Source organism: Streptomyces sp. NBC_00091 (genome assembly GCF_026343185.1).
Lineage (GTDB): Bacteria > Actinomycetota > Actinomycetes > Streptomycetales > Streptomycetaceae > Streptomyces.
In genome coordinates this window covers 3,181,944-3,199,578 of the sequence record NZ_JAPEMA010000001.1, presented here as the reverse complement: position 1 = coordinate 3,199,578, position 17,635 = coordinate 3,181,944, and the positions used below count along the sequence as shown (strand labels likewise).

At 72.5% G+C, this 17,635-nt stretch carries 19 protein-coding genes; 8 read left to right on the top strand and 11 right to left on the bottom strand.

Going from position 1 to position 17,635, the window contains the following annotated elements; translation table 11 throughout:
• Nucleotides 1-63: 63 nt before the first annotated feature.
• Complete coding sequence (gene lysS / locus OOK34_RS14855; protein WP_267034343.1) at nucleotides 64-1,803, bottom strand: lysine--tRNA ligase; 1,740 nt, start codon at nucleotides 1,801-1,803, stop codon at nucleotides 64-66.
• A 191-nt stretch (nucleotides 1,804-1,994) separates the two neighbouring features.
• On the opposite strand from lysS, the gene argS reads away from it, so the two are divergent.
• The 3 genes from argS to OOK34_RS14840 all read left to right on the top strand — a co-directional run bounded on the left by argS (nucleotide 1,995) and on the right by OOK34_RS14840 (nucleotide 5,079).
• A complete protein-coding gene (argS, locus tag OOK34_RS14850) occupies nucleotides 1,995-3,776 on the top strand; it encodes an arginine--tRNA ligase (RefSeq protein ID WP_267034342.1) in 1,782 nt (593 codons plus the stop codon).
• An 88-nt stretch (nucleotides 3,777-3,864) separates the two neighbouring features.
• Nucleotides 3,865-4,140 (top strand): hypothetical protein, encoded by a 276-nt coding sequence (locus tag OOK34_RS14845; RefSeq protein WP_267034341.1) that lies wholly within the window; start codon nucleotides 3,865-3,867, stop codon nucleotides 4,138-4,140.
• 138 nt (nucleotides 4,141-4,278) lie between these two features.
• On the top strand, nucleotides 4,279-5,079 hold the full coding sequence (locus OOK34_RS14840) for a VOC family protein (protein ID WP_267036745.1): 801 nt from the start codon (nucleotides 4,279-4,281) through the stop codon (nucleotides 5,077-5,079).
• Here OOK34_RS14840 and OOK34_RS14835 read toward each other — a convergent pair.
• Complete coding sequence (locus tag OOK34_RS14835; RefSeq protein ID WP_267034340.1) at nucleotides 5,045-7,453, bottom strand: NACHT domain-containing NTPase; 2,409 nt, start codon at nucleotides 7,451-7,453, stop codon at nucleotides 5,045-5,047. The genes OOK34_RS14840 and OOK34_RS14835 overlap by 35 nt on opposite strands.
• 65 nt (nucleotides 7,454-7,518) lie before the next feature.
• Between OOK34_RS14835 and OOK34_RS14830 the strand changes: the two genes are divergently transcribed.
• The gene (locus tag OOK34_RS14830) at nucleotides 7,519-7,653 is read left to right on the top strand and encodes a hypothetical protein (protein ID WP_267034339.1); all 135 of its coding nucleotides are present in this window, start codon (nucleotides 7,519-7,521) and stop codon (nucleotides 7,651-7,653) included.
• Nucleotides 7,654-7,685: 32 nt separating this feature from the next.
• On the opposite strand, the gene OOK34_RS14825 is transcribed toward OOK34_RS14830, so the two are convergent.
• Genes OOK34_RS14825 through OOK34_RS14815 form a run of 3 tightly spaced genes read right to left on the bottom strand, consistent with a single transcriptional unit; the run spans nucleotide 7,686 to nucleotide 10,910 of the window.
• Nucleotides 7,686-10,106, bottom strand: a complete 2,421-nt coding sequence (locus OOK34_RS14825; protein ID WP_267034338.1) for a tetratricopeptide repeat protein — start codon at nucleotides 10,104-10,106, stop codon at nucleotides 7,686-7,688.
• A complete protein-coding gene (locus OOK34_RS14820) occupies nucleotides 10,106-10,477 on the bottom strand; it encodes a hypothetical protein (RefSeq protein ID WP_267034337.1) in 372 nt (123 codons plus the stop codon). The genes OOK34_RS14825 and OOK34_RS14820 overlap by 1 nt, the downstream gene beginning before the upstream one ends.
• Before the next feature lie 37 nt (nucleotides 10,478-10,514).
• A complete protein-coding gene (locus tag OOK34_RS14815; protein WP_323183422.1) occupies nucleotides 10,515-10,910 on the bottom strand; it encodes an ATP-binding protein in 396 nt (131 codons plus the stop codon).
• Between the two features lie 111 nt (nucleotides 10,911-11,021).
• On the opposite strand from OOK34_RS14815, the gene OOK34_RS14810 reads away from it, so the two are divergent.
• On the top strand, nucleotides 11,022-11,846 hold the full coding sequence (locus tag OOK34_RS14810; RefSeq protein WP_267034336.1) for a helix-turn-helix transcriptional regulator: 825 nt from the start codon (nucleotides 11,022-11,024) through the stop codon (nucleotides 11,844-11,846).
• Nucleotides 11,843-12,082: a DUF397 domain-containing protein gene (locus OOK34_RS14805; protein WP_267034335.1), complete on the top strand. Its 240-nt coding sequence runs from the start codon at nucleotides 11,843-11,845 to the stop codon at nucleotides 12,080-12,082. The genes OOK34_RS14810 and OOK34_RS14805 overlap by 4 nt, the downstream gene beginning before the upstream one ends.
• 19 nt (nucleotides 12,083-12,101) lie before the next feature.
• Here OOK34_RS14805 and OOK34_RS14800 read toward each other — a convergent pair whose 3' ends face one another.
• Nucleotides 12,102-12,374 carry a DUF1876 domain-containing protein gene (locus OOK34_RS14800; RefSeq protein ID WP_267034334.1) on the bottom strand — a complete coding sequence of 91 codons (273 nt, stop codon included), beginning with the start codon at nucleotides 12,372-12,374 and terminating at the stop codon, nucleotides 12,102-12,104.
• 65 nt (nucleotides 12,375-12,439) lie between these two features.
• Entirely contained in the window at nucleotides 12,440-13,207 is a 768-nt protein-coding gene (locus tag OOK34_RS14795; protein WP_267034333.1) for a TetR/AcrR family transcriptional regulator, read from the bottom strand.
• A 96-nt stretch (nucleotides 13,208-13,303) separates the two neighbouring features.
• On the opposite strand from OOK34_RS14795, the gene OOK34_RS14790 reads away from it, so the two are divergent.
• Nucleotides 13,304-14,230 (top strand): ATP-binding cassette domain-containing protein, encoded by a 927-nt coding sequence (locus OOK34_RS14790; RefSeq protein ID WP_267034332.1) that lies wholly within the window; start codon nucleotides 13,304-13,306, stop codon nucleotides 14,228-14,230.
• Nucleotides 14,227-15,012 (top strand): ABC transporter permease, encoded by a 786-nt coding sequence (locus OOK34_RS14785; protein ID WP_267034331.1) that lies wholly within the window; start codon nucleotides 14,227-14,229, stop codon nucleotides 15,010-15,012. The genes OOK34_RS14790 and OOK34_RS14785 overlap by 4 nt, the downstream gene beginning before the upstream one ends.
• 29 nt (nucleotides 15,013-15,041) lie before the next feature.
• Here OOK34_RS14785 and OOK34_RS14780 read toward each other — a convergent pair whose 3' ends face one another.
• The 4 genes from OOK34_RS14780 to OOK34_RS14765 all read right to left on the bottom strand — a co-directional run bounded on the left by OOK34_RS14780 (nucleotide 15,042) and on the right by OOK34_RS14765 (nucleotide 17,602).
• Nucleotides 15,042-15,314, bottom strand: a complete 273-nt coding sequence (locus OOK34_RS14780; protein WP_267034330.1) for a DUF1876 domain-containing protein — start codon at nucleotides 15,312-15,314, stop codon at nucleotides 15,042-15,044.
• Nucleotides 15,315-15,478: 164 nt separating this feature from the next.
• Complete coding sequence (locus OOK34_RS14775; RefSeq protein ID WP_267034329.1) at nucleotides 15,479-16,072, bottom strand: TetR/AcrR family transcriptional regulator; 594 nt, start codon at nucleotides 16,070-16,072, stop codon at nucleotides 15,479-15,481.
• 108 nt (nucleotides 16,073-16,180) lie between these two features.
• Entirely contained in the window at nucleotides 16,181-17,182 is a 1,002-nt protein-coding gene (hemB, locus tag OOK34_RS14770) for a porphobilinogen synthase (protein WP_267034328.1), read from the bottom strand.
• A gap of 57 nt (nucleotides 17,183-17,239) precedes the next feature.
• Nucleotides 17,240-17,602, bottom strand: coding sequence for a hypothetical protein (locus OOK34_RS14765; RefSeq protein WP_267034327.1), 363 nt, complete (start codon nucleotides 17,600-17,602; stop codon nucleotides 17,240-17,242).
• Nucleotides 17,603-17,635 lie beyond the last annotated feature (33 nt).

Below are 17,635 nucleotides of genomic sequence, written 5' to 3'. Positions count from 1 at the left end.
GGCCCGTACCCCCCGGGGGGTACGGGCCCTTCCTCATGACCTCATGGCCTCATGACCTCAGGGTCAGGCCGCGAGCAGCTTGCGCACCCGCTCCGCCCCCACCGCGAGCAGCAGCGTGGGCAGGCGCGGGCCGGTCTCGCGGGTCACGAGCAGCCGGTAGAGCAGGGCGAAGAACTCGCGCTGCGCGACCTTCAGCTCCGGCGTCGGCTTGGCGTCGGGCTCCAGCCCGGCCATCACCTTCGGCACGCCGTAGACGAGGGTGGTGAGCCCGTCGAGCGACCAGTGCGAGTCGAGGCCCTCCAGCAGCAGCCGCAGGGACTCGCGCCCGGCCTCGTCCAGGGAGGACAGCAGCTCGGTGTCGGCGTCCTCGCGGACCAGGGTGCGCTGGTCGGCCGGGACCTGGGTGGTGATCCAGTTCTCGGCGCGGTCCAGGCGCGGCCGTACCTCGTCGAGGGAGGTCAGCGGCTGGGACGGGTCCAGGTCGGACAGGATCCGCAGCGTCTGCTCGTCGTGCCCGGCGGTGATGTCGACGACCGACGCGAGGGTGCGGTACGGCATCGGGCGCGGGGTGCGGGGCAGCTCGTGGGAGGCGACGCGCACGGCGCGGGCGTGCGCGGCGGCGTCGGCCGGCAGCACGGAGCCGTCGGCGACCTTGGCCTCCAGCTTGTCCCACTCGTCGTACAGGCGCTGGATCTCCTGGTCGAAGGCGATCTTGAAGGACTGGTTGGGCTTGCGGCGGGCGTAGAGCCAGCGCAGCAGCTGCGGCTCCATGATCTTCAGCGCGTCGGCCGGGGTCGGGACCCCGCCCTTGCTGGAGGACATCTTGGCCATGCCGCTGATGCCGACGAAGGCGTACATCGGTCCGATCGGCTGCTCGCCGCCGAAGATGCCCACGATCTGGCCGCCGACCTGGAAGGAGGAGCCGGGCGAGGAGTGGTCGACGCCGGAGGGCTCGAAGACCACGCCCTCGTAGGCCCAGCGCATGGGCCAGTCGACCTTCCAGACCAGCTTGCCGCGGTTGAACTCGCTGAGCTTGACGGTCTCGGTGTTCAGATCCTCGGTGCAGACATAGGTCAGCTCGGTCGTCTCGTCGTTGTACGAGGTGACCTTGGTGAAGTCCTTGCCGCACGCGCCGCAGTACGGCTTGTACGGGAAGTACTCCGTACCCTCCGCGCTGCCGTCGTCCTCGGCGGCCGCGCCGGAGCCCTCGGCGGCCTCGAGCTCGGCCTCGTCGACCTGCTTCTGCTGGGGCTTCTTGCCGCCCGGCTTCTGCTTGGTGCGGTACTGGTCGAGGATCGCGTCGATGTCGCCGCGGTGCTTCATCGCGAACAGCACCTGCTCGCGGTAGGCACCGGCGGTGTACTGCTCGGTCTGGCTGATCGGGTCGTACTCGACGCCCAGCTCGGCCAGGGCCTCGACCATGGCGGCCTTGAAGTGCTCGGCCCAGTTCGGGTACGAGGAGCCCTCGGGGGCGGGCACGGCGGTCAGCGGGCGGCCGATGTGCTGGGCGTGGGACTCCTCGGTGACGCCCGGGATGCCCTTGGGGACCTTGCGGTACCGGTCGTAGTCGTCCCAGGAGATGAGGTGGCGGACCTCGTGGCCCCGGCGGCGGATCTCGTCCGCGACCAGGTGCGGGGTCATGACCTCGCGGAGGTTGCCCAGGTGGATCGGGCCGGAGGGGGAGAGTCCGGACGCGACGACGATCGCTTTGCCGGGGGCTCGGCGCTCCGCCTCGGCGATGACCTCGTCCGCGAAACGGGAGACCCAGTCGGTCTCTGTGCTGCTCTGCGCGCTCTGAGCCACGACACGTCCTTCTATCTCGAATGCTGGCTTCGGCCATTCTCCCAGACGGAAGGGGCCGCTCCGGGGTTGCTTCCACCCAGCGATACGGGCGGCCATATCCCGGGAACCGGGCACCCTCCGCGTGGGATACTCGGCACTTGTCGGAACACCCAAGTGCACGCGCACGTGCAACCTCACAGGAACGGCAGCTCATGGCCTCGGTCCCTTCCCTCGCTTCCTCCGTCGAACAGCGCGTCGCGGACGCCCTCGTCTCCGCCCTGCCGGAGGCCGGTGCCGCCGACCCGCTGCTGCGACGAAGCGACCGGGCCGACTTCCAGGCCAACGGCATCCTGGCCCTCGCGAAGAAGGCCAAGGCCAACCCGCGCGAGCTGGCGGCGACCGTCCTCGAGGGCCTGGACAAGGGCGGGGTGATCAAGGAGGTCGAGGTCTCCGGCCCCGGCTTCCTCAACATCACCGTCTCCGACGGGGCGATCATCAGCACGCTCGCCGCCCGCGCGGCCGACGACCGGCTCGGCGTGCCGCTCAACGCGTCCGCCGGCACCACGGTGATCGACTACGCGCAGCCCAACGTGGCCAAGGAGATGCACGTCGGCCACCTGCGCTCCGCCGTGATCGGCGCGGCGATGGTGGAGATCCTGGAGTTCACGGGCGAGACGGTGATCCGCCGCCACCACATCGGCGACTGGGGCACCCAGTTCGGCATGCTCATCCAGTACCTCCTGGAGCACCCGCACGAGCTGGACCACAAGGCCGCCGCCGACTCGGACACGCAGGCCTCCGGCGAAGAGGCCATGTCCAACCTCAACCGCCTCTACAAGGCCTCGCGCGCCCTCTTCGACTCCGACGAGGAGTTCAAGACGCGCGCCCGCGCCCGGGTGGTGGACCTCCAGGCCGGCGACCCGCAGACCCTGGCCATGTGGCAGCGGTTCGTGGACGAGTCGAAGATCTACTTCTACTCCGTCTTCAACAAGCTGGACATGGACATCCAGGACCCCGACGTGATCGGCGAGTCCGGCTACAACGACATGCTGGTCGAGACCTGCAAGCTGCTGGAGGAGTCGGGCGTCGCCGTCCGCTCCAACGGCGCGCTGTGCGTGTTCTTCGACGAGTACAAGGGCCCGGACGGCAACCCGACCCCGCTGATCGTCCAGAAGTCCGACGGCGGCTTCGGCTACGCCGCCACCGACCTCTCGGCGATCCGCGACCGCGTCTCCGGGCTGTCGGCGACCAGCCTGATCTACGTGGTGGACGCGCGGCAGTCGCTGCACTTCAAGATGGTCTTCGAGACGGCCCGCCGGGCGGGCTGGCTGAACGAGGACGTCAAGGCCGTGCAGCTGGCCTTCGGCACGGTCCTCGGCAAGGACGGCAAGCCGTTCAAGACGCGTGAGGGCGAGACGGTGCGGCTGGTGGACCTCCTCGACGAGGCCGTCGACCGGGCCACGGCCGTGGTCCGCGAGAAGGCCGAGAAGGTGGGCCTGACGGAGGCGGAGATCGTCGAGAACGGCCAGTACGTGGGCATCGGCGCGGTCAAGTACGCGGACCTGTCCACCTCCGCCGCGCGCGACTACAAGTTCGACCTGGACCAGATGGTCTCGCTCAACGGCGACACCTCCGTCTACCTCCAGTACGCCTACGCGCGCATCCGGTCCATCCTGCGCAAGGCGGGCGACCGCGAGCCGGCCGCGCACCCGGAGCTGGAGCTGGCCCCGGCCGAGCGCGCGCTGGGCCTGCACCTGGACGCCTTCGGCGAGCTGATCGGCGAGGCCGCGGCGGAGTACGCCCCGCACAAGGTGGCGGCGTACCTCTACCAGCTGTCCTCGCTGTTCACGACCTTCTACACCGAGTGCCCGGTCATCAAGCCGGAGCCGGAGCAGGTCGTGGGCGAGAACCGCCTGTTCCTGTGCGACCTGACCGCGCGGACCCTGACGAAGGGCATGTCCCTCCTGGGCATCCGCACCCCCGAAAAGCTCTGACGCACCCCCCGACGGCCCCCGGCGCACCCGCCCCGGGGGCCGTCGCGTTTCCCGCACCTCGCGTAACACCTCGCGCTACGGTCTTCTCATGGCCTCCAAGGAGCGGTTCAGCATCAGCATGGACGCCGCGCTGCGCGCGAGGGTCAAGGACCACGCCGACGCCATGGGCCTCGATGTCTCCTCGTACGTCACGGCAGCCGTACTCCGCCAGATCGGCGAGGACATTACCGTCGCCCGGCGCTTCGCGGACGTCGACGCGGACATCGCTGCCACCGAGGCCCTGCCCGCCCCGCCCGGCCACGACGACGGGTTCGACGAGGCGGACCTCGCGGCCTTCCTGGCGGGCAAGCGCGTACTGCGCTGAACCGGGCACGTGCCCGGGCCACAGGCGGGGTACGCCTGAGCCCGCGTCACCCGTACGGCCCGGTTCCGGGCCCGTGGGGCGGGTAGGGGATGGCCCGTCCTTCCCCCAGCACCACCGACGGAGGCATCCGTGCCCGACATGAACGGCCCCTACAAGCCCGGCACCCCCTGCTGGGTCGACCTGATGGTCCCCGACCAGCAGGCGGCCCTCGACTTCTACTGCGACCTCTTCGGCTGGCAGGGCGAGATCGGCCCGGCCGAGCAGGGCGGCTACTCCGTCTGTCACCTCAAGGGCAAGCCGGTCGCCGGGATCATGAAGGCGATGAACCCGGACGGGAGCATCCCCGACCCGCTGCCGCCGACGGTGTGGACCACGTACCTGGCCACGGACAGCGTGGACGCCACCCTCAAGGCGGTCACCGACGCGGGCGGCTCGGTCATGATGGCCGCGATGGACGTCATGGACATCGGCCGGATGGCCGTCGTCACCGACCCGACCGGCGCCGTCGTCGGCCTGTGGCAGCCCGGCACCTTCGAGGGCGCGGGCATCGTCAACGAGCACGGCGCGCTCATCTGGAACGAGCTGACCACCCCCGACCCCGACAAGGCCGCCGCGTTCTACGCGGCGGTCCTGCCGATCAGCCCCGCCCCCTCGGAGATGCCGGGCGCCGAGGGGTACACGGAGTTCAAGGTCGGCGGGCGCGCGGTGGCCGGGATGATGAACATGGACATGATGCCGCCCGGGGTGCCCCCGCACTGGCAGGCGTACTTCCACGTGGACAGCGTGGACGAGGTCCAGGCGGCGGCCGTCCGCGCCGGCGCCACCGTCCTCGCCCCGGCCTTCGACATGGCGGTCGGCCGCATGGCCGTCCTCGCCGACCCCCAGGGCGGGGCCTTCTCGGTGATCACGCCGACGCACTCCCCGGAGCAGCCGGCCTGACGTCCGTCCCCAGGCTGTGGGCGACGGCGCGCCCGGCCAGCTCCCGCAGCGCGGCGGCCCGGACCTGGGGGTCCGGGTCCTCGGCCCCGGCCAGCAGGGCCTCGGTGGCGGCGGCGTCCGGGTAGCCGCCGAGGACCTCCAGGGCGCCGGTCCGCAGACGACGGGCGGCCACGCCGTGCCCGCCCGGCTCCGGCGGTCCCGGGGCCCCCGCCGCCCACAGCAGGGCGCCGAGGGCCTCGGGGTCGCGCCGGGCCCGCAGGGCGCGCACCGCCTGCTGGTGCGGGACGGACAACTCCCCGGTGTAGTCGGGCCAGTGGACGTCCCGGAAGGCGGCCAGCAGCCCGCGCAGGGCCTCCGCGCCCGGCCGGTGGGCCAGGGCGGCGACCGCGCGACCCACGTCGAAGGGGCTGCGCCCCTCCGTGACGGCCCGGACCAGGAAGGCCGTCACCGAGGCCTGCGGATGGTGGGCGAGGGCGGGCGCGGTGTAGGCGTAGGTGTCCATCTTGCGGACGAGGGCCTCCACCAGCAGGTCCACCAGCTCGTCCGGGAGGGCCCGGCAGGACCCGACCGCGTCGAGTGCGAGCTCGGGCCCCCTCATCACCTCCGTCCAGAACCGCCGCAGCAGGAGGGCCTGGAGCGGCCGTTCGAAGTCCATGGTCCGCTCCCCTAGATCCCCGATCATCCGGACCGCGTGCAGGACCCCGAAGTGGTAGACGGCCGCCTCCCGCCCCAGCAGATGCCACAGCAGCCGTTCGAAGGGTTCGCGCCCCTCCCGCGTCAGGACGAGGCGCCCCAGCATGGCGAGCGTGTCCCGCCAGCGGTCGTCGTCCAGGAGGTTCGTCTCCACGACCTCCAGGATCTCCTCCTCGGGCAGGGAGGCCAGGTGCCGGGCGGCCAGGTACTCGGCGAAGGAGCGGTGCGCGAAGAGGTACGGCTGTACGCGGCCCCCGCTGGGATCCCCCAGCGGCTGGAGGATCCCCGCCTCCACCGACAGGGTCCGCAGCACGCTCGCCGCGTCCCGCCCCAGCTCGGTGAAGGGCGCCCCCGCCGACCGGATGGCCCGCAGCACCGCCTCGCGCGGCATCACGTCCTGCCAGCCGTCGGCCCGCCCCGCGAAGTAGTAGGCGAGCGGGGCGAGTACGTCGATCAGCCGGTCCGCCTCGGTGTCCTCGGCCGCCGGGGGCCGGTGCTCGTGTACGAGGAACCGGCGCAGCATCCTCTCGTACAACTCCCCCTTCGAGGCGGGCAGATCGGGTGCCCCGCCGCCCGGCGGGACCTCCTCGGCCAGCGCGCACAGCAGCGCCAGCAGCAGCGGGACCCGGGCCAGCCCGCCGAGCCCGGGTGCGTCGATGCGGGCGCCGAGCGAGGCGCGGGCGGCGGGGGTCAGCGGCCAGACCCGGATCACGGCCGCGCTCTCCGCCTCCCCGAAGGGGTCCAGCAGCAGCTCCCGCCAGTCCGGTCCGGGCGGCCCGGGGTAGCCGGCCTGCCGGGTGGAGACCACGCAGCGCAGGGTGGGCGGGGCGGTGGCCAGGAGGGTGTGCAGGTGGGACCGGGTGGTGTGGTCGGGGAGTTCGTCGTAGGCGTCCAGGAGCAGCAGGATCCGTCCGCCGGTCAGCGCGTCCACGAGGTACGCCCGGTCGGACCCGGGCAGGATGCCGCGTTCCATGAGGCGGGCGGCGACGGCGGGGCCGAGGGCCGCCTCGGGCCGGGCGGCGACCTCCCCGCAGTGCAGCACCACGGCGAGGGGCACCTCCGCCGGCGGGGTCCCGTCCCGGAGCCGGTCCAGGGCCTCGCGGCTCACCCGCCGGGCGTGCGTGCGCAGCAGCCAGGACTTGCCGAGCCCGGCGTCGGCGAGCAGCACGATCCGGGGGTGCTCGGCGAGCGCCCGCTCCCAGGGGCGGGGACCTTCCGTGCGGCCGCCGGAGCGGGGCAGGTCGCGGACCTGGCGGGGCTGGTCGAGAGCCGCCCGGTCGAGCCCGGCGGGGATGTAGTGCGGCAGCCCGCCCGGCTCGGCGAAGTGCCGGGCGAGCGCGGCGGCGGGGCTGTCCACGGGCGGCCCCTGGTGGCGGGCCCGCCACACGGCCAGGTCGGCCTCCCCCTCCGGGATGCGGATGCGGGGCTTACGGGTCCGGGCGTACGCGGCGCAGGCCACCACGAAGGCCTCCACGGTCTCCCAGCGCGGCCGGGCGGCCGTGCCGCGCAGCAGGTTGTGCAGGGTGGTCCGGGAGACCGCACGCCCCTCCCCGGCCGCCGCCGACACGAGAGCGTCCAACGAGGGCTCCCCGGCGGCCCGGTACAGCCCGGCCAACTCCTCCCGCATGCCCGGCCCCCGTCCTTCTTCGTCCACCACCGCCGGCTGGACGGAACTGGACACCCCCCACCCGAACCTGGCACTGAGGTACCCCCGGGCCCCGGGGGTCATGCGAGGGGAGACCCGCGATGTCCGAGCTCTGGGAACTACTGCCCACCCTGACCGTCGCCCTGAAGTTCGGCGCGGCGGCCCTGACCTTCGCCCTGTCCGCCTCGGCGGTCGCGACCCGGCTCCGCTCCCGGGCCCGCTCCCGGGGACTGTGACACCGGCCGCGGCCGGGGCCGTCCTCGTGACGCTACGGCGTCGCGGGCGGCCCGGCGGCGGAGGCGCCGCCGGTGAGGCGGTGCCACCAGCGGCGGGGGCGGGTGGCCTGCTCCCGCAGGTCGGCGGCGGCCGCCCGTGCCGCCTCCTCCCACTCCGCGTCGCCGAGCCCCGCGTAGAGCCCCGCCGCCCGCTCGAATGCCTCGGCGGCCTCCGCGTGGCGGTCCAGGGCGTACAGCGTCAGCGCCAGCCCGCTGACGACGGCGACCTCGCCGGCCCGGCCGCCCGACTCCGCCAAGAGGACGCAGGCCCGCTCCAGCAGCTCCAGCGCCTGTTCCGGCCGCCCCGCACGGCGGTGGATCAGGCCCAGGTTGCCCAGGATCTCCCCCTGCCTGTGCGGGTCCCCCTCCTCCGTGAGGACCTGGAGGGCCTCCTCGTACCGCGCCCTGGCGTCCTCCTCCCGCCCCAGCTCCACCAGCGACCCGGCAAGGGCGGTCAGCGTCCGTACCGCCTGTTTGCGGTTGCCGAACTCCCGCTGTGTCGCGAGAGCCTGTTCCCGTGCGGCCAGAGACTCCTCCTGGTGTTCCGCCCGCCAGAGCACGTCCGCGAGGGAGTTCAGCGCGGACGCTTCCCTGTGACGGTCGTCGAGCGCGTGCATGAGCGAGACCGACTGCCGCAGCGCGGCGATGGCGTCGTCCAGGCGACCCGCCCGCTCGTAGATCCGGGCGAGGCCGGACAGTACGGTGCCCTCCGCGTGCCGGATCCCCAGCTCGCGGAAGATGTCCAGGGCCTCTCCCCGCGCCTGCTCCGCCTCCGCCCACCGGTCCGTTGCCTCGTACACGCTGCCCAGCATGTTCAGCGCCTTGCCCTCACCCATGCGCAGGGAGTTCTCCCGGAACACCGTCAGCGCCTGTGTCAGCGGCCCCATGGCCTCCTCCGGCTGGTCCGTGCCGAGGTACGCGAGGCCGAGGTCGTACAGCCGCCCACCGATTTCCTCGGGGCTCCCCCTGCCCTCCGTGGCCGCGAGGACCGTGCGCGCCACCACCAGCGCGTCCTGTCCGTACCGGTAGAGCTGGAGGTAGGACATCAAGAGCGTGCCGAGTTCCACGGCGATCTCCGGCCGTCCGGCCTCGACGGCGAAGCCCACGGCTGCGACCAACATGGCGCGTTCGGCCCCGAGCCAGCGCAGGACCTCCTCCATCGAAGGCAGACCCGGCCCTGCCGCCCGCTGCGTGTCCACCCCGATGACGTGCCGCGCCACCTCGGCACCGAGGACCAGGAACCCGAGCAGTGCGTCGGTCGCATCCTCCCGGCCGTCCTCCGCCGCGCACTCCTCGCCCCGCTCGCGCGCGTACAGCCGCACCAGGTCGTGCATCCGCCAGCGCCCCGAGCCCACCGGCTCCTCCGCCAGCAGGGAGGCCCGTACGAGCGCCGCGAGCTTCGGCCGCAGGTCGGCCGTGGCCTCCCCCGTCAGCAACCGGGCGTACATCGTGGCGCAGTCAGGGCCCGGGTTCACCGTCAGCAGCCGGAAGATCCGGGCCTGATCCTCCGGCAGCCGCGCGTACGAGAGGTCGAACGCGGCCCGTACCCCGGCGTCCAGCTCCGAGTCCAGCTTCGCCAGCCGGGTCCGCGCGTCGGCCAGTTGCTGCGCCAGCTCCCCCACCGGCAGCCCCGGATCGCCCGCCAGCAGCGCCCCCGCCACCGTCAGGGCCAGCGGCAGCCGCCCGCACCGCTCCGCGACCTCCGCCAGCGCGCCCGGCTCCGCCGCCGGGCGGCGGTCCTGCGGCCAGGTCCGCAACACCGCCCCCGCGAGCAGCTCGGCGGCCGGGGCCGGCGCCAGCTCGTCCAGGGTCACGACCTGTGCCGTGAAGCCCGGGTGCACGAGCCGGTGCCGGGAGGTCACCAGCAGCCGGTGCGCGGTCCCGGCCGGTACGAGGTCCCGTACCTGGCCCACCTCACCCGCGTCGTCGGCGACGATCAGCACCCGCCGCCCGGCCTGCGCGAACCCGGCCAGCTGCGCCTGGTACAGCGACGCCCGCCCCTCCGGGGACTCCGGCATGTCCGTGTCCCGGATCCCCAGCCGGCGCAGCATCTCCCGTACCGCCTCGGGCCCGCTGACCCCGCCGCCGGGGGCGTAGCCGCGCAGGGGCAGGAAGAACACCCGGTCCCCGAACCAGCCCAGCTCCACCGCGCGGTGCGCCGTCGCCACGGCCAGCGCGCTCTTGCCGACCCCGGCCAGCCCGGCGACCACGGCCACCGTGGGCCCGCCGTCGCCGAGCAGCGCCACCAGTTCCTTGACGGGCCCGTCCCGCCCGACGAGTACGGCGGGCGCGTCCGGCAGCCCGAGCGCGGCCCGGGGCGCGGGCCCGGCGCCGGGGGCGTAGGTGACGTGGTCACCTACGACCTGGGTGATCCGGGCGTTCCCCTCGCCCCGGGCGTGCTGCTCGGCGCCCACTAGGGCTGCTCCCCCGGCTCACCGCCGCCGCCGCGCTGCTGGACCCGGGCGTCTCCGTCGGCGCGGGCCTGCTGGTCGACCCGGCCGGGGGTGGTGAGTCCGCCGTCCTGGGTGATCTGCGAGGTACCCGACGCGCGGGCGTTCTGCCGTACGGAGTTGGCGTCCCCGCCGCCGTTGCCTCCGGCCCACCAGCCGCCGACCAGCGCGGCCACGGCGGCCATGGCCCCGCCGAAGCCGGCGGCGGCGGAGACCCGGTCGGACTCCTTCTCGGGGAGCCAGCCGAAGGGGTCCCACAGCCCGAGCCTGAAGGCGATCAGGAACACCAGCCCGGTGCCCCCGACCACCACAACCCACCGCCACGGACGCGACATTGGCCCCCCTCCGACCGAACCTTCCGATCAGCCGAAGCTAGCAGCCGCCCGGGCTGAATTCGGCCCATACGACCTTCCCGGGCCGCCGGGGCAGGACCCCCCAGGTGTCCGAAACCCCGGCGACGAGCGTCAGCCCGGCCCCCGGCGGCCCGCCCGCGATCCGCGACAGCCCGGGGCCGCTGTCGTGCACCTCGACGCGGACGCAGCAGCCGAAGTTCAGCAGCCGCAGGCGGTACGAGCGCCCGCGCGGGACGCCGTACCGCAGGGCGTTGGTGGCCAGTTCGCTGACACAGAGCACGATGTCGTCCCGCCGGGCGGGGATGTCCCAGGTGGTGAGCGTCTCGCGCGTGAAGTCCCGGGCGGTGGGGACCGTTTGGAAGGCCCGGGGGAACAGCCGCTCCCGCATCAGGCCGGGTTGAGTATTTAGGTTCACGAGACGATCGTCGCGGTCCGTGACTAGCCTGATGCAGTGCGCCAACCCGTACCGCGAGTCAGTACGGGTTGGTACGGGTATTTCGCTGGCGCAGGTGGGGAGTTCACGTTCATGCCACCAAGGAAGCGGGCACGGCCCAACTCGACAGCGATGCGGATGGTCGGCGAGCAGGTCGCCGTCTGCCGCGTCGCCAAAGGAATGACCCAGAAGGAACTCGGCAAGCGCGTCGGGCTCCAGGAGGAGAGCATCGCCTCCATCGAGCAGGGCAGACGCCCCCTCATGCCGGACGTCGCGGAACTGATGGACCAGATTCTGGACCTGCCCGGGGTGCTCACGGTCGCCGCGCACAAGATGCCGCAGATCGACGTGATCCCGCCGTGGGCGGAGCCGCTGATCAACCTGGAGCAGAAGGCGGCTGCCCTGTCCTCGTACCAGAACCAGGTCGTTCCGGGCCTGCTCCAGACCAAGGCGTACGCGGAGGCCGTATTCCACAGCCGCGTCCCGATCTACACCGACGGTGAGGTCGTGGACCAGACGACGGCCCGCCTCGATCGCCAGAAGACGCTGCGGCGCGAAAAACCGATGATCGCCAGCTTCATCGTCTGGGAACCGGTCCTCACCTGCCCGCTCGGCGGCCAGGAGGTCCTACGGGAGCAACTCCGCCATCTACTGGTCTGCTCCGAACTGACCGGCGTGTCCATCCAGATCCTGCCGCTGGACCGCACCCGCCATCCGGCACTGGACGGCCCCTTCGTCCTGCTGGAGACCCCGGAACACCAGCACATCGCATACCTCGAAACGCACCGCGGCAGCCTGGTCGTCTCCGACCTCGACGAGGTCAGCATCCTCGCCATGAAGTATGCGATGCTGCGAACACAGGCCCTCAACCCCGAGGAAACCAGGGACCTGTTGAAACGGCTGCTAGGAGATCCATGAGCACCCAACTCGCCTGGTTCAAGTCCAGCTACAGCGGCAGCGAGGGCGGCGACTGCCTGGAAGTGGCCGTCGCCTGGCGGAAGTCCACCCACAGCGGAAGCAATGGCGGCAACTGCGTCGAGGTCGCCGCCTCCCCCTCCACCGTCCACGTCCGGGACTCCAAGATCCAGGACGGCCCCGTCCTGGACCTGGCCCCCGCCAGCTGGGCGGCGCTGACCGGCTGGGTCAGCCGGTAGGCACCGCCCGGCACGGGCGTCAGCGCGTGATCGGGTACGACGTGCGTCCCGACGCATCGTCGATCTCGTCGTGCGCCTTGGTGAGCAACTGCTCCTTCAGATCGTTGAGCGCGCGCGCCGCCGCGAGCTCCTCACCCACTCTGGGCTGATTACCGTCACTGGGGTGACGGCTGGCGTAGCCGTGCGAGCGCAGCTCGCTCCCGTCCGGCAGCCGGACGAGGGCGGCGGCGCGGGTGCGTTCGTTGTCCTCGTCGAACTTCACGTCGACATGCCATCCGACGGCATCCTTCATGGCGATCACCTCCGTGGCCGCTGCTTTCCAGCGTGCACCCGTCGGCGCGTCCGCGCTCGCGGAACTCAGCCCGACCGCTCCGCGATGAGGCTCGCCAGGCCGTCCAGGATCCGGCCGAGGCCGAAGCTGAACTGGAAGTCGGGCTCGCCGGAGCCCGTGAAGGCGTCGGATTCCAGCAGCCGGGTCACGGCCGGGTGGCTGTCGGGGCCGGTCAGCAGGCGCAGGGTGTTCACGTACCGGCCGAGCACCTGGTCCGGGGCCACCCCGCTCTTGATGATCGCGTCCATCATGTCGGCGGCCATGGTGGCTTCGTTCCGGACGAGGCCCCCGATCAGGATGATCGCGGAGAGCTTCTCGCCCTCCGCCAGGGCCGTGCCGGCCATGGAGGCGAGGCCGCGTTCCATCCAGGCGAGCTGGTTGGGGGTGGCCGGCGGGGCGGTGATCGGGATGCGCAGGATCCAGGGCTTGGTCAGCAGGAGGGTGCGCTGCGCGTACGCCCAGTCCGTCAGCAGCTGCCGCCAGTCCCGTTCCTCCGCGTCGGCCGGCAGTGGCGGCGGGGTGCCGACCCCGGCGTCGGACATCAGGATGTACAGCTCTTCCTTCGCCGTGACGTAGCGGTAGAGGGACATGGTGGAGACGCCCAGCTCCTTGGCCACGCGGCCCATGGAGACGGCGTCCATCCCCTCCCCGGCGGCGAGCGCGACGGCCGCGTCGACGATCTTCGGCAGGGTGAGGGTGGGGCGGGGGCCCTTGCCGGGGCGTTCGCGCAGGCCCCAGGCCATTTGCAGGCTCGCCGGGAGCCCGGTGTCGTCCGCCGCCGGGTCCTTCTCCATCGCCACCCTCCCTCCGGAGTCGTTGACCCACATCCTAGTTCTGTGTATTACTTACACAGAAGCGCGTAACCCATACGCAGAAAGGAGCGTGGCTCCGTGCCCACGAACGACCTCGCCCTGCACGCCCGCGCACTGACCAAGTCCTACGGCGACACCCGCGTCCTCGACGGCCTCGACCTGGACGTCCCCCGCGGCGCCGTCCTCGCCCTGCTCGGGCCCAACGGCGCGGGCAAGACCACCACCGTCCGGATCCTCGCCACGCTCACCGCGCCCGACTCCGGGACGGCGCGGGTGGCCGGGCACGACATCACGGGGGCGCGGGCGCTCGTACGCAGCCGCATCAGCCTCACGGGCCAGTTCGCGGCGCTGGACGACCTCCAGACCGGCACCGAGACCCTGCGCATGATGGGCAGGCTCACCGGGCTGTCCCCCCGCGACGCCCGCGCCCGGGCCGGCGAACTCCTCGAGCGCTTCGGCCTGTCCGAGGCCGCCGACCGCCTCACCCGGACCTACTCGGGCGGCATGCGGCGGCGCCTGGACCTCGCCGCGAGCCTCGTCGGCAGGCCCGAGGTGCTGTTCCTGGACGAGCCCACCACCGGGCTCGATCCGCGCAGCCGCGCCGAACTCTGGGACGTCGTACGGGAACTGCGCACCGACGGCACCACCGTCCTGCTCACCACCCAGTACCTGGAGGAGGCCGACCGGCTCGCGGACCGGGTCACCGTCCTCGACGCGGGCCGTGTCGCCGCCGAGGGCACCCCGGCCGAGCTGAAGGCGCGCGTCGCCGGGCACCGCCTCGACCTCACCCTGACCGGCCGGGACGCCTACGAGGCCCTCGCCGCCCGGGCCGTCCACCACGCGCCGGACGAGCTGACCCTCGGCCTCGCCACCGACGGCTCCGCCGCCCACGTGCGGGCCCTGCTCGACGAACTCGACCCCGACCGCACCGCCGTCGACCGCTTCACGGTCCGCAGCGCCACCCTCGACGATGTCTTCCTCGCCCTGACGGGAGCCGACCGATGACCACCGCCACCGCCACCGCGACTGCCACCGCCCCTGGCCCGATCTCCGCCCTCACCATGGCCGGGCGCAGCCTGCGCATCAGCAAGCGCAGCCCGGACGCGCTGATCGGCGCCCTGATGCTGCCGGTCATGCTGATGCTGATCTTCGTCTACTTCTTCGGCGGGGCCATCGACACCGGGACGGAGTACGTGACGTACGTGGTCCCGGGGGCCATGCTGCTGTGCGCGGGCTTCGGCGCGGCGAGCACCGCGGTGAGCGTGGCCGACGACATGAAGAACGGCATCATCGACCGTTTCCGCTCCCTGGACGTCGGGGGCCTGCCCATCCTGGCCGGGCACGTCACGGCCTCGGTCGTGCGCAACCTGCTCTCCACCACCCTGGTGCTGGTGGTCGCCCTCGCCATCGGCTTCCGCCCCTCGGGCGGCCCGCTCGCCCTCCTCGCCGCCGCCGGGCTCCTCGTCGCGTACATCACCTCGATCTCCTGGCTCGCGGCCGCGCTCGGGCTGCTCGCCAAGACCCCGGAGGCGGCGGGCGGGTTCACCTTCCTGATGATGTTCCTGCCCTACCCCTCCAGCGCCTTCGTCCCGATCGAGACGATGCCGTCCTGGCTGCACGGCTTCGCCGGGCACCAGCCGCTGACGCCGGTCATCGAGTCGCTGCGCGCCCTGCTCCTGGACCAGCCGGCCGGGGACACCCCGTGGACGGCGCTGGCCTGGTGCGCGGGGATCACCGCCCTGGCGCTGACCCTGGCGGTGGCCCTGTTCCGCCACCGGACCCGCTGAAGCGGGCCCGTCCACTCGACGCGCGGGGATCAGCCGGTCAGCGGGTAGGAGTGCCTGCCCGTGGCCTCGTCGATCTCCGCGTGTGCTTTCTGCAGCAGCTGGCCCGCGAGATCCATGAGCGCACGCGCGCCCGCGATCTCCTCGCCGACCCGCAGCTGCTCCGGGTCGGAGGGGTGGCGCATGGCGTAGCCGTGCGCCCTCATCTCGGAGCCGTCAGCGAGCCTGACCAGGGCGGCCGCACTGGTGCGGTGGCCCTCCTCGGAGAACTCCAGCTCCACGTGCCATCCGACGAGCGTGGGCATGGCGGATCACCTCCACAGTCGGCCTCTCCCCCCAGCGTGCGCCGGTCGGGCCCGGACCGCACCCCCGCCCGCCCGGGTCCTCCCCTGTGGGACCCGGAGGAGCGGGGGCCGGCCATGCAAGCATGGACGGCCCGACGGGTTTTATCGAGTACTTTTCTAGAAACTTATTCTGGTTGCAGGGAGCACCAGATGCGGTCGGGCAGGACCTTCACGGCCTCGTCCAGGTCGAGTTCGTACGTGCTGGCCAGCCATCGCCGGGCCGCCTCAGCGACCGGGCCCATGACCAGCACCTCGATCAGCGGCATCGACAGTGGCCGGATCTCGCCCTTCTCCATGCGGGTCCACATCCAGCGGCCCATGTCCGCGAGCATGACCTCCTTGGCCGCGCGGATCTCCTCGGCGTGTATCGCGAGGTAACCGGAATAGGCGGAGGCATGGATGAACAGGGCGGCGTCCCGGCGCTCCTGGGTGAAGCGGAGGTACGCCCGTACCAGCGCCCGCACCCCCGTACGGGCCGTACGGGTCCGGGTGACGGCCTCCGTCAGCTCCTCGAAGAGCTGACCCATGCAGCGGGTGTACAGGGCGGCGGCAAGGCCGTCGAAGCTGCCGAAGTGGTGGTAGAGGCTGCCCAGACTGACCCCGCTGGCCGCCGTCACGGCCTGGACGGTGAAGCCCTGCTGACCCGACTCGGCGTACACGCGCAGGGCGGCGGTCAGGAGCTGGTCGACGGTGGCCTCACCACGCTGTTGCTTCACCATGCGGCCAGCGTAGGACACGGAACAGGACTGGAAGATTCTTCTAGAACGCCGTGAGGGGCGCGAACCCCCCGGGCCCGCACCCCTCACCAACACCCAGGCCGGCCAGGCCTACCGCTCCGCGCGCAGCCAGCCGGCGACCTCGGTCGCCCAGTACGTCAGGATCGTGTCCGCGCCCGCCCGCTTGATGCCGAGCAGCGTCTCCAGGATCGCCCGGTCCCGCTCGATCCAGCCCTTCTCCGCGGCGGCCTCGACCATCGCGTACTCGCCGCTGATCTGGTACGCCGACACCGGCACGTCCACGGCCTCGGCGACCCGGTGCAGGATGTCCAGGTAGGGGCCCGCCGGCTTGACCATGACCATGTCGGCGCCCTCCTCCAGGTCCAGCGCCAGCTCCCGCAGCGACTCCCGGGCGTTCGCCGGGTCCTGCTGGTAGGTCTTGCGGTCCCCCTGGAGGGAGGAGGCGACGGCCTCGCGGAAGGGCCCGTAGAAGGCGGAGGAGTACTTCGCCGTGTAGGCCAGGATCGACACGTCCTCGTGGCCCGTCTCGTCCAGCGCGTCGCGGATGACGCCGACCTGGCCGTCCATCATCCCGCTCGGCCCCACCACGTGGACGCCCGCGTCGGCCTGGACCTGCGCCATCTCCGCGTACCGCTCCAGCGTCGCGTCGTTGTCGACGCGGCCGTGCTCGTCGAGGACCCCGCAGTGGCCGTGGTCGGTGTACTCGTCCAGGCAGAGGTCGGACATGATCACCAGGTCGTCGCCGACCTCGGCCTTCACGTCGCGGATCGCCACCTGGAGGATCCCGTCCGGCTCCGTGCCCGCCGTGCCCAGCGCGTCCTTGTTCTCGTCCGCCGGGACACCGAAGAGCATGATCCCCGAGACCCCCGCCTCGACCGCCTCGACGGCGGCCTTCCGCAGCGTGTCCCGGGTGTGCTGCACCACGCCCGGCATCGCCGAGATCGCGAGCGGCTCGCTGATGCCCTCCCGGACGAAGGCCGGCAGGATCAGGTCCGAGGGGTGCAGCCGGTACTCCGCGACCATCCGCCGCATCGCCGGGGTGGTGCGCAGCCGGCGGGGCCGCGAGCCGGGGAAGGATCCGTACGCGCTCATCTTCTAGTCGCCTCTTCGAGCATCGACAGCAGTCCCCAACAGACTAGAGCCCGCCTGCTACGGCAAGTCGAGCAGCGCCCCGAACACGAGCGCGTTCAGCAGAACCAGCCCGGGCGCGGCGAAGGCGAGGCCCACGCGCCGCGCGCGGTTGCGGACCCGCCACGGCAGGACCCAGCCCATCACCAGCAGCACGAACACGAGCAGCAGCCCCACCACGAACACCGTCCAGGCGGTCTGGAAGCTGGCGTCGAAGGCATGGGCGGCCTCCCCGTTACAGGAGTCGCAGGCCATCGGCGACAGCCCCGCGTAGAGCAGCGACACGAAGCCGAGCGGCAGCGTCAGCACGGTGGAGATCAGCGGCGCCACGAAGGCCCGCCGGTCCCGGCTGTCGGGAAGGGCGGCGGCGGGGTTTTCTGTCATGCCCCCGATGATCCACGAGCCGGGGGCTCCGCC

Bases quoted from the DNA above. Each gene is read 5' to 3' on its own strand.
- OOK34_RS14795 (WP_267034333.1), bottom strand. From the start codon at position 13,207: ATGGAGAAGGACCCGGCGGCGGACGACACCGGGCTCCCGGCGAGCCTG.
- OOK34_RS14785 (WP_267034331.1), top strand. From the start codon at position 14,227: ATGACCACCGCCACCGCCACCGCGACTGCCACCGCCCCTGGCCCGATC.
- OOK34_RS14780 (WP_267034330.1), bottom strand. From the start codon at position 15,314: ATGCCCACGCTCGTCGGATGGCACGTGGAGCTGGAGTTCTCCGAGGAG.
- OOK34_RS14840 (WP_267036745.1), top strand. From the start codon at position 4,279: ATGAACGGCCCCTACAAGCCCGGCACCCCCTGCTGGGTCGACCTGATG.
- OOK34_RS14820 (WP_267034337.1), bottom strand. From the start codon at position 10,477: ATGTCGCGTCCGTGGCGGTGGGTTGTGGTGGTCGGGGGCACCGGGCTG.
- OOK34_RS14800 (WP_267034334.1), bottom strand. From the start codon at position 12,374: ATGAAGGATGCCGTCGGATGGCATGTCGACGTGAAGTTCGACGAGGAC.
- OOK34_RS14845 (WP_267034341.1), top strand. From the start codon at position 3,865: ATGGCCTCCAAGGAGCGGTTCAGCATCAGCATGGACGCCGCGCTGCGC.
- OOK34_RS14805 (WP_267034335.1), top strand. From the start codon at position 11,843: ATGAGCACCCAACTCGCCTGGTTCAAGTCCAGCTACAGCGGCAGCGAG.
- OOK34_RS14775 (WP_267034329.1), bottom strand. From the start codon at position 16,072: ATGGTGAAGCAACAGCGTGGTGAGGCCACCGTCGACCAGCTCCTGACC.
- OOK34_RS14810 (WP_267034336.1), top strand. From the start codon at position 11,022: ATGCCACCAAGGAAGCGGGCACGGCCCAACTCGACAGCGATGCGGATG.
- OOK34_RS14765 (WP_267034327.1), bottom strand. From the start codon at position 17,602: ATGACAGAAAACCCCGCCGCCGCCCTTCCCGACAGCCGGGACCGGCGG.
- OOK34_RS14830 (WP_267034339.1), top strand. From the start codon at position 7,519: ATGTCCGAGCTCTGGGAACTACTGCCCACCCTGACCGTCGCCCTGAAG.
- hemB (WP_267034328.1), bottom strand. From the start codon at position 17,182: ATGAGCGCGTACGGATCCTTCCCCGGCTCGCGGCCCCGCCGGCTGCGC.
- argS (WP_267034342.1), top strand. From the start codon at position 1,995: ATGGCCTCGGTCCCTTCCCTCGCTTCCTCCGTCGAACAGCGCGTCGCG.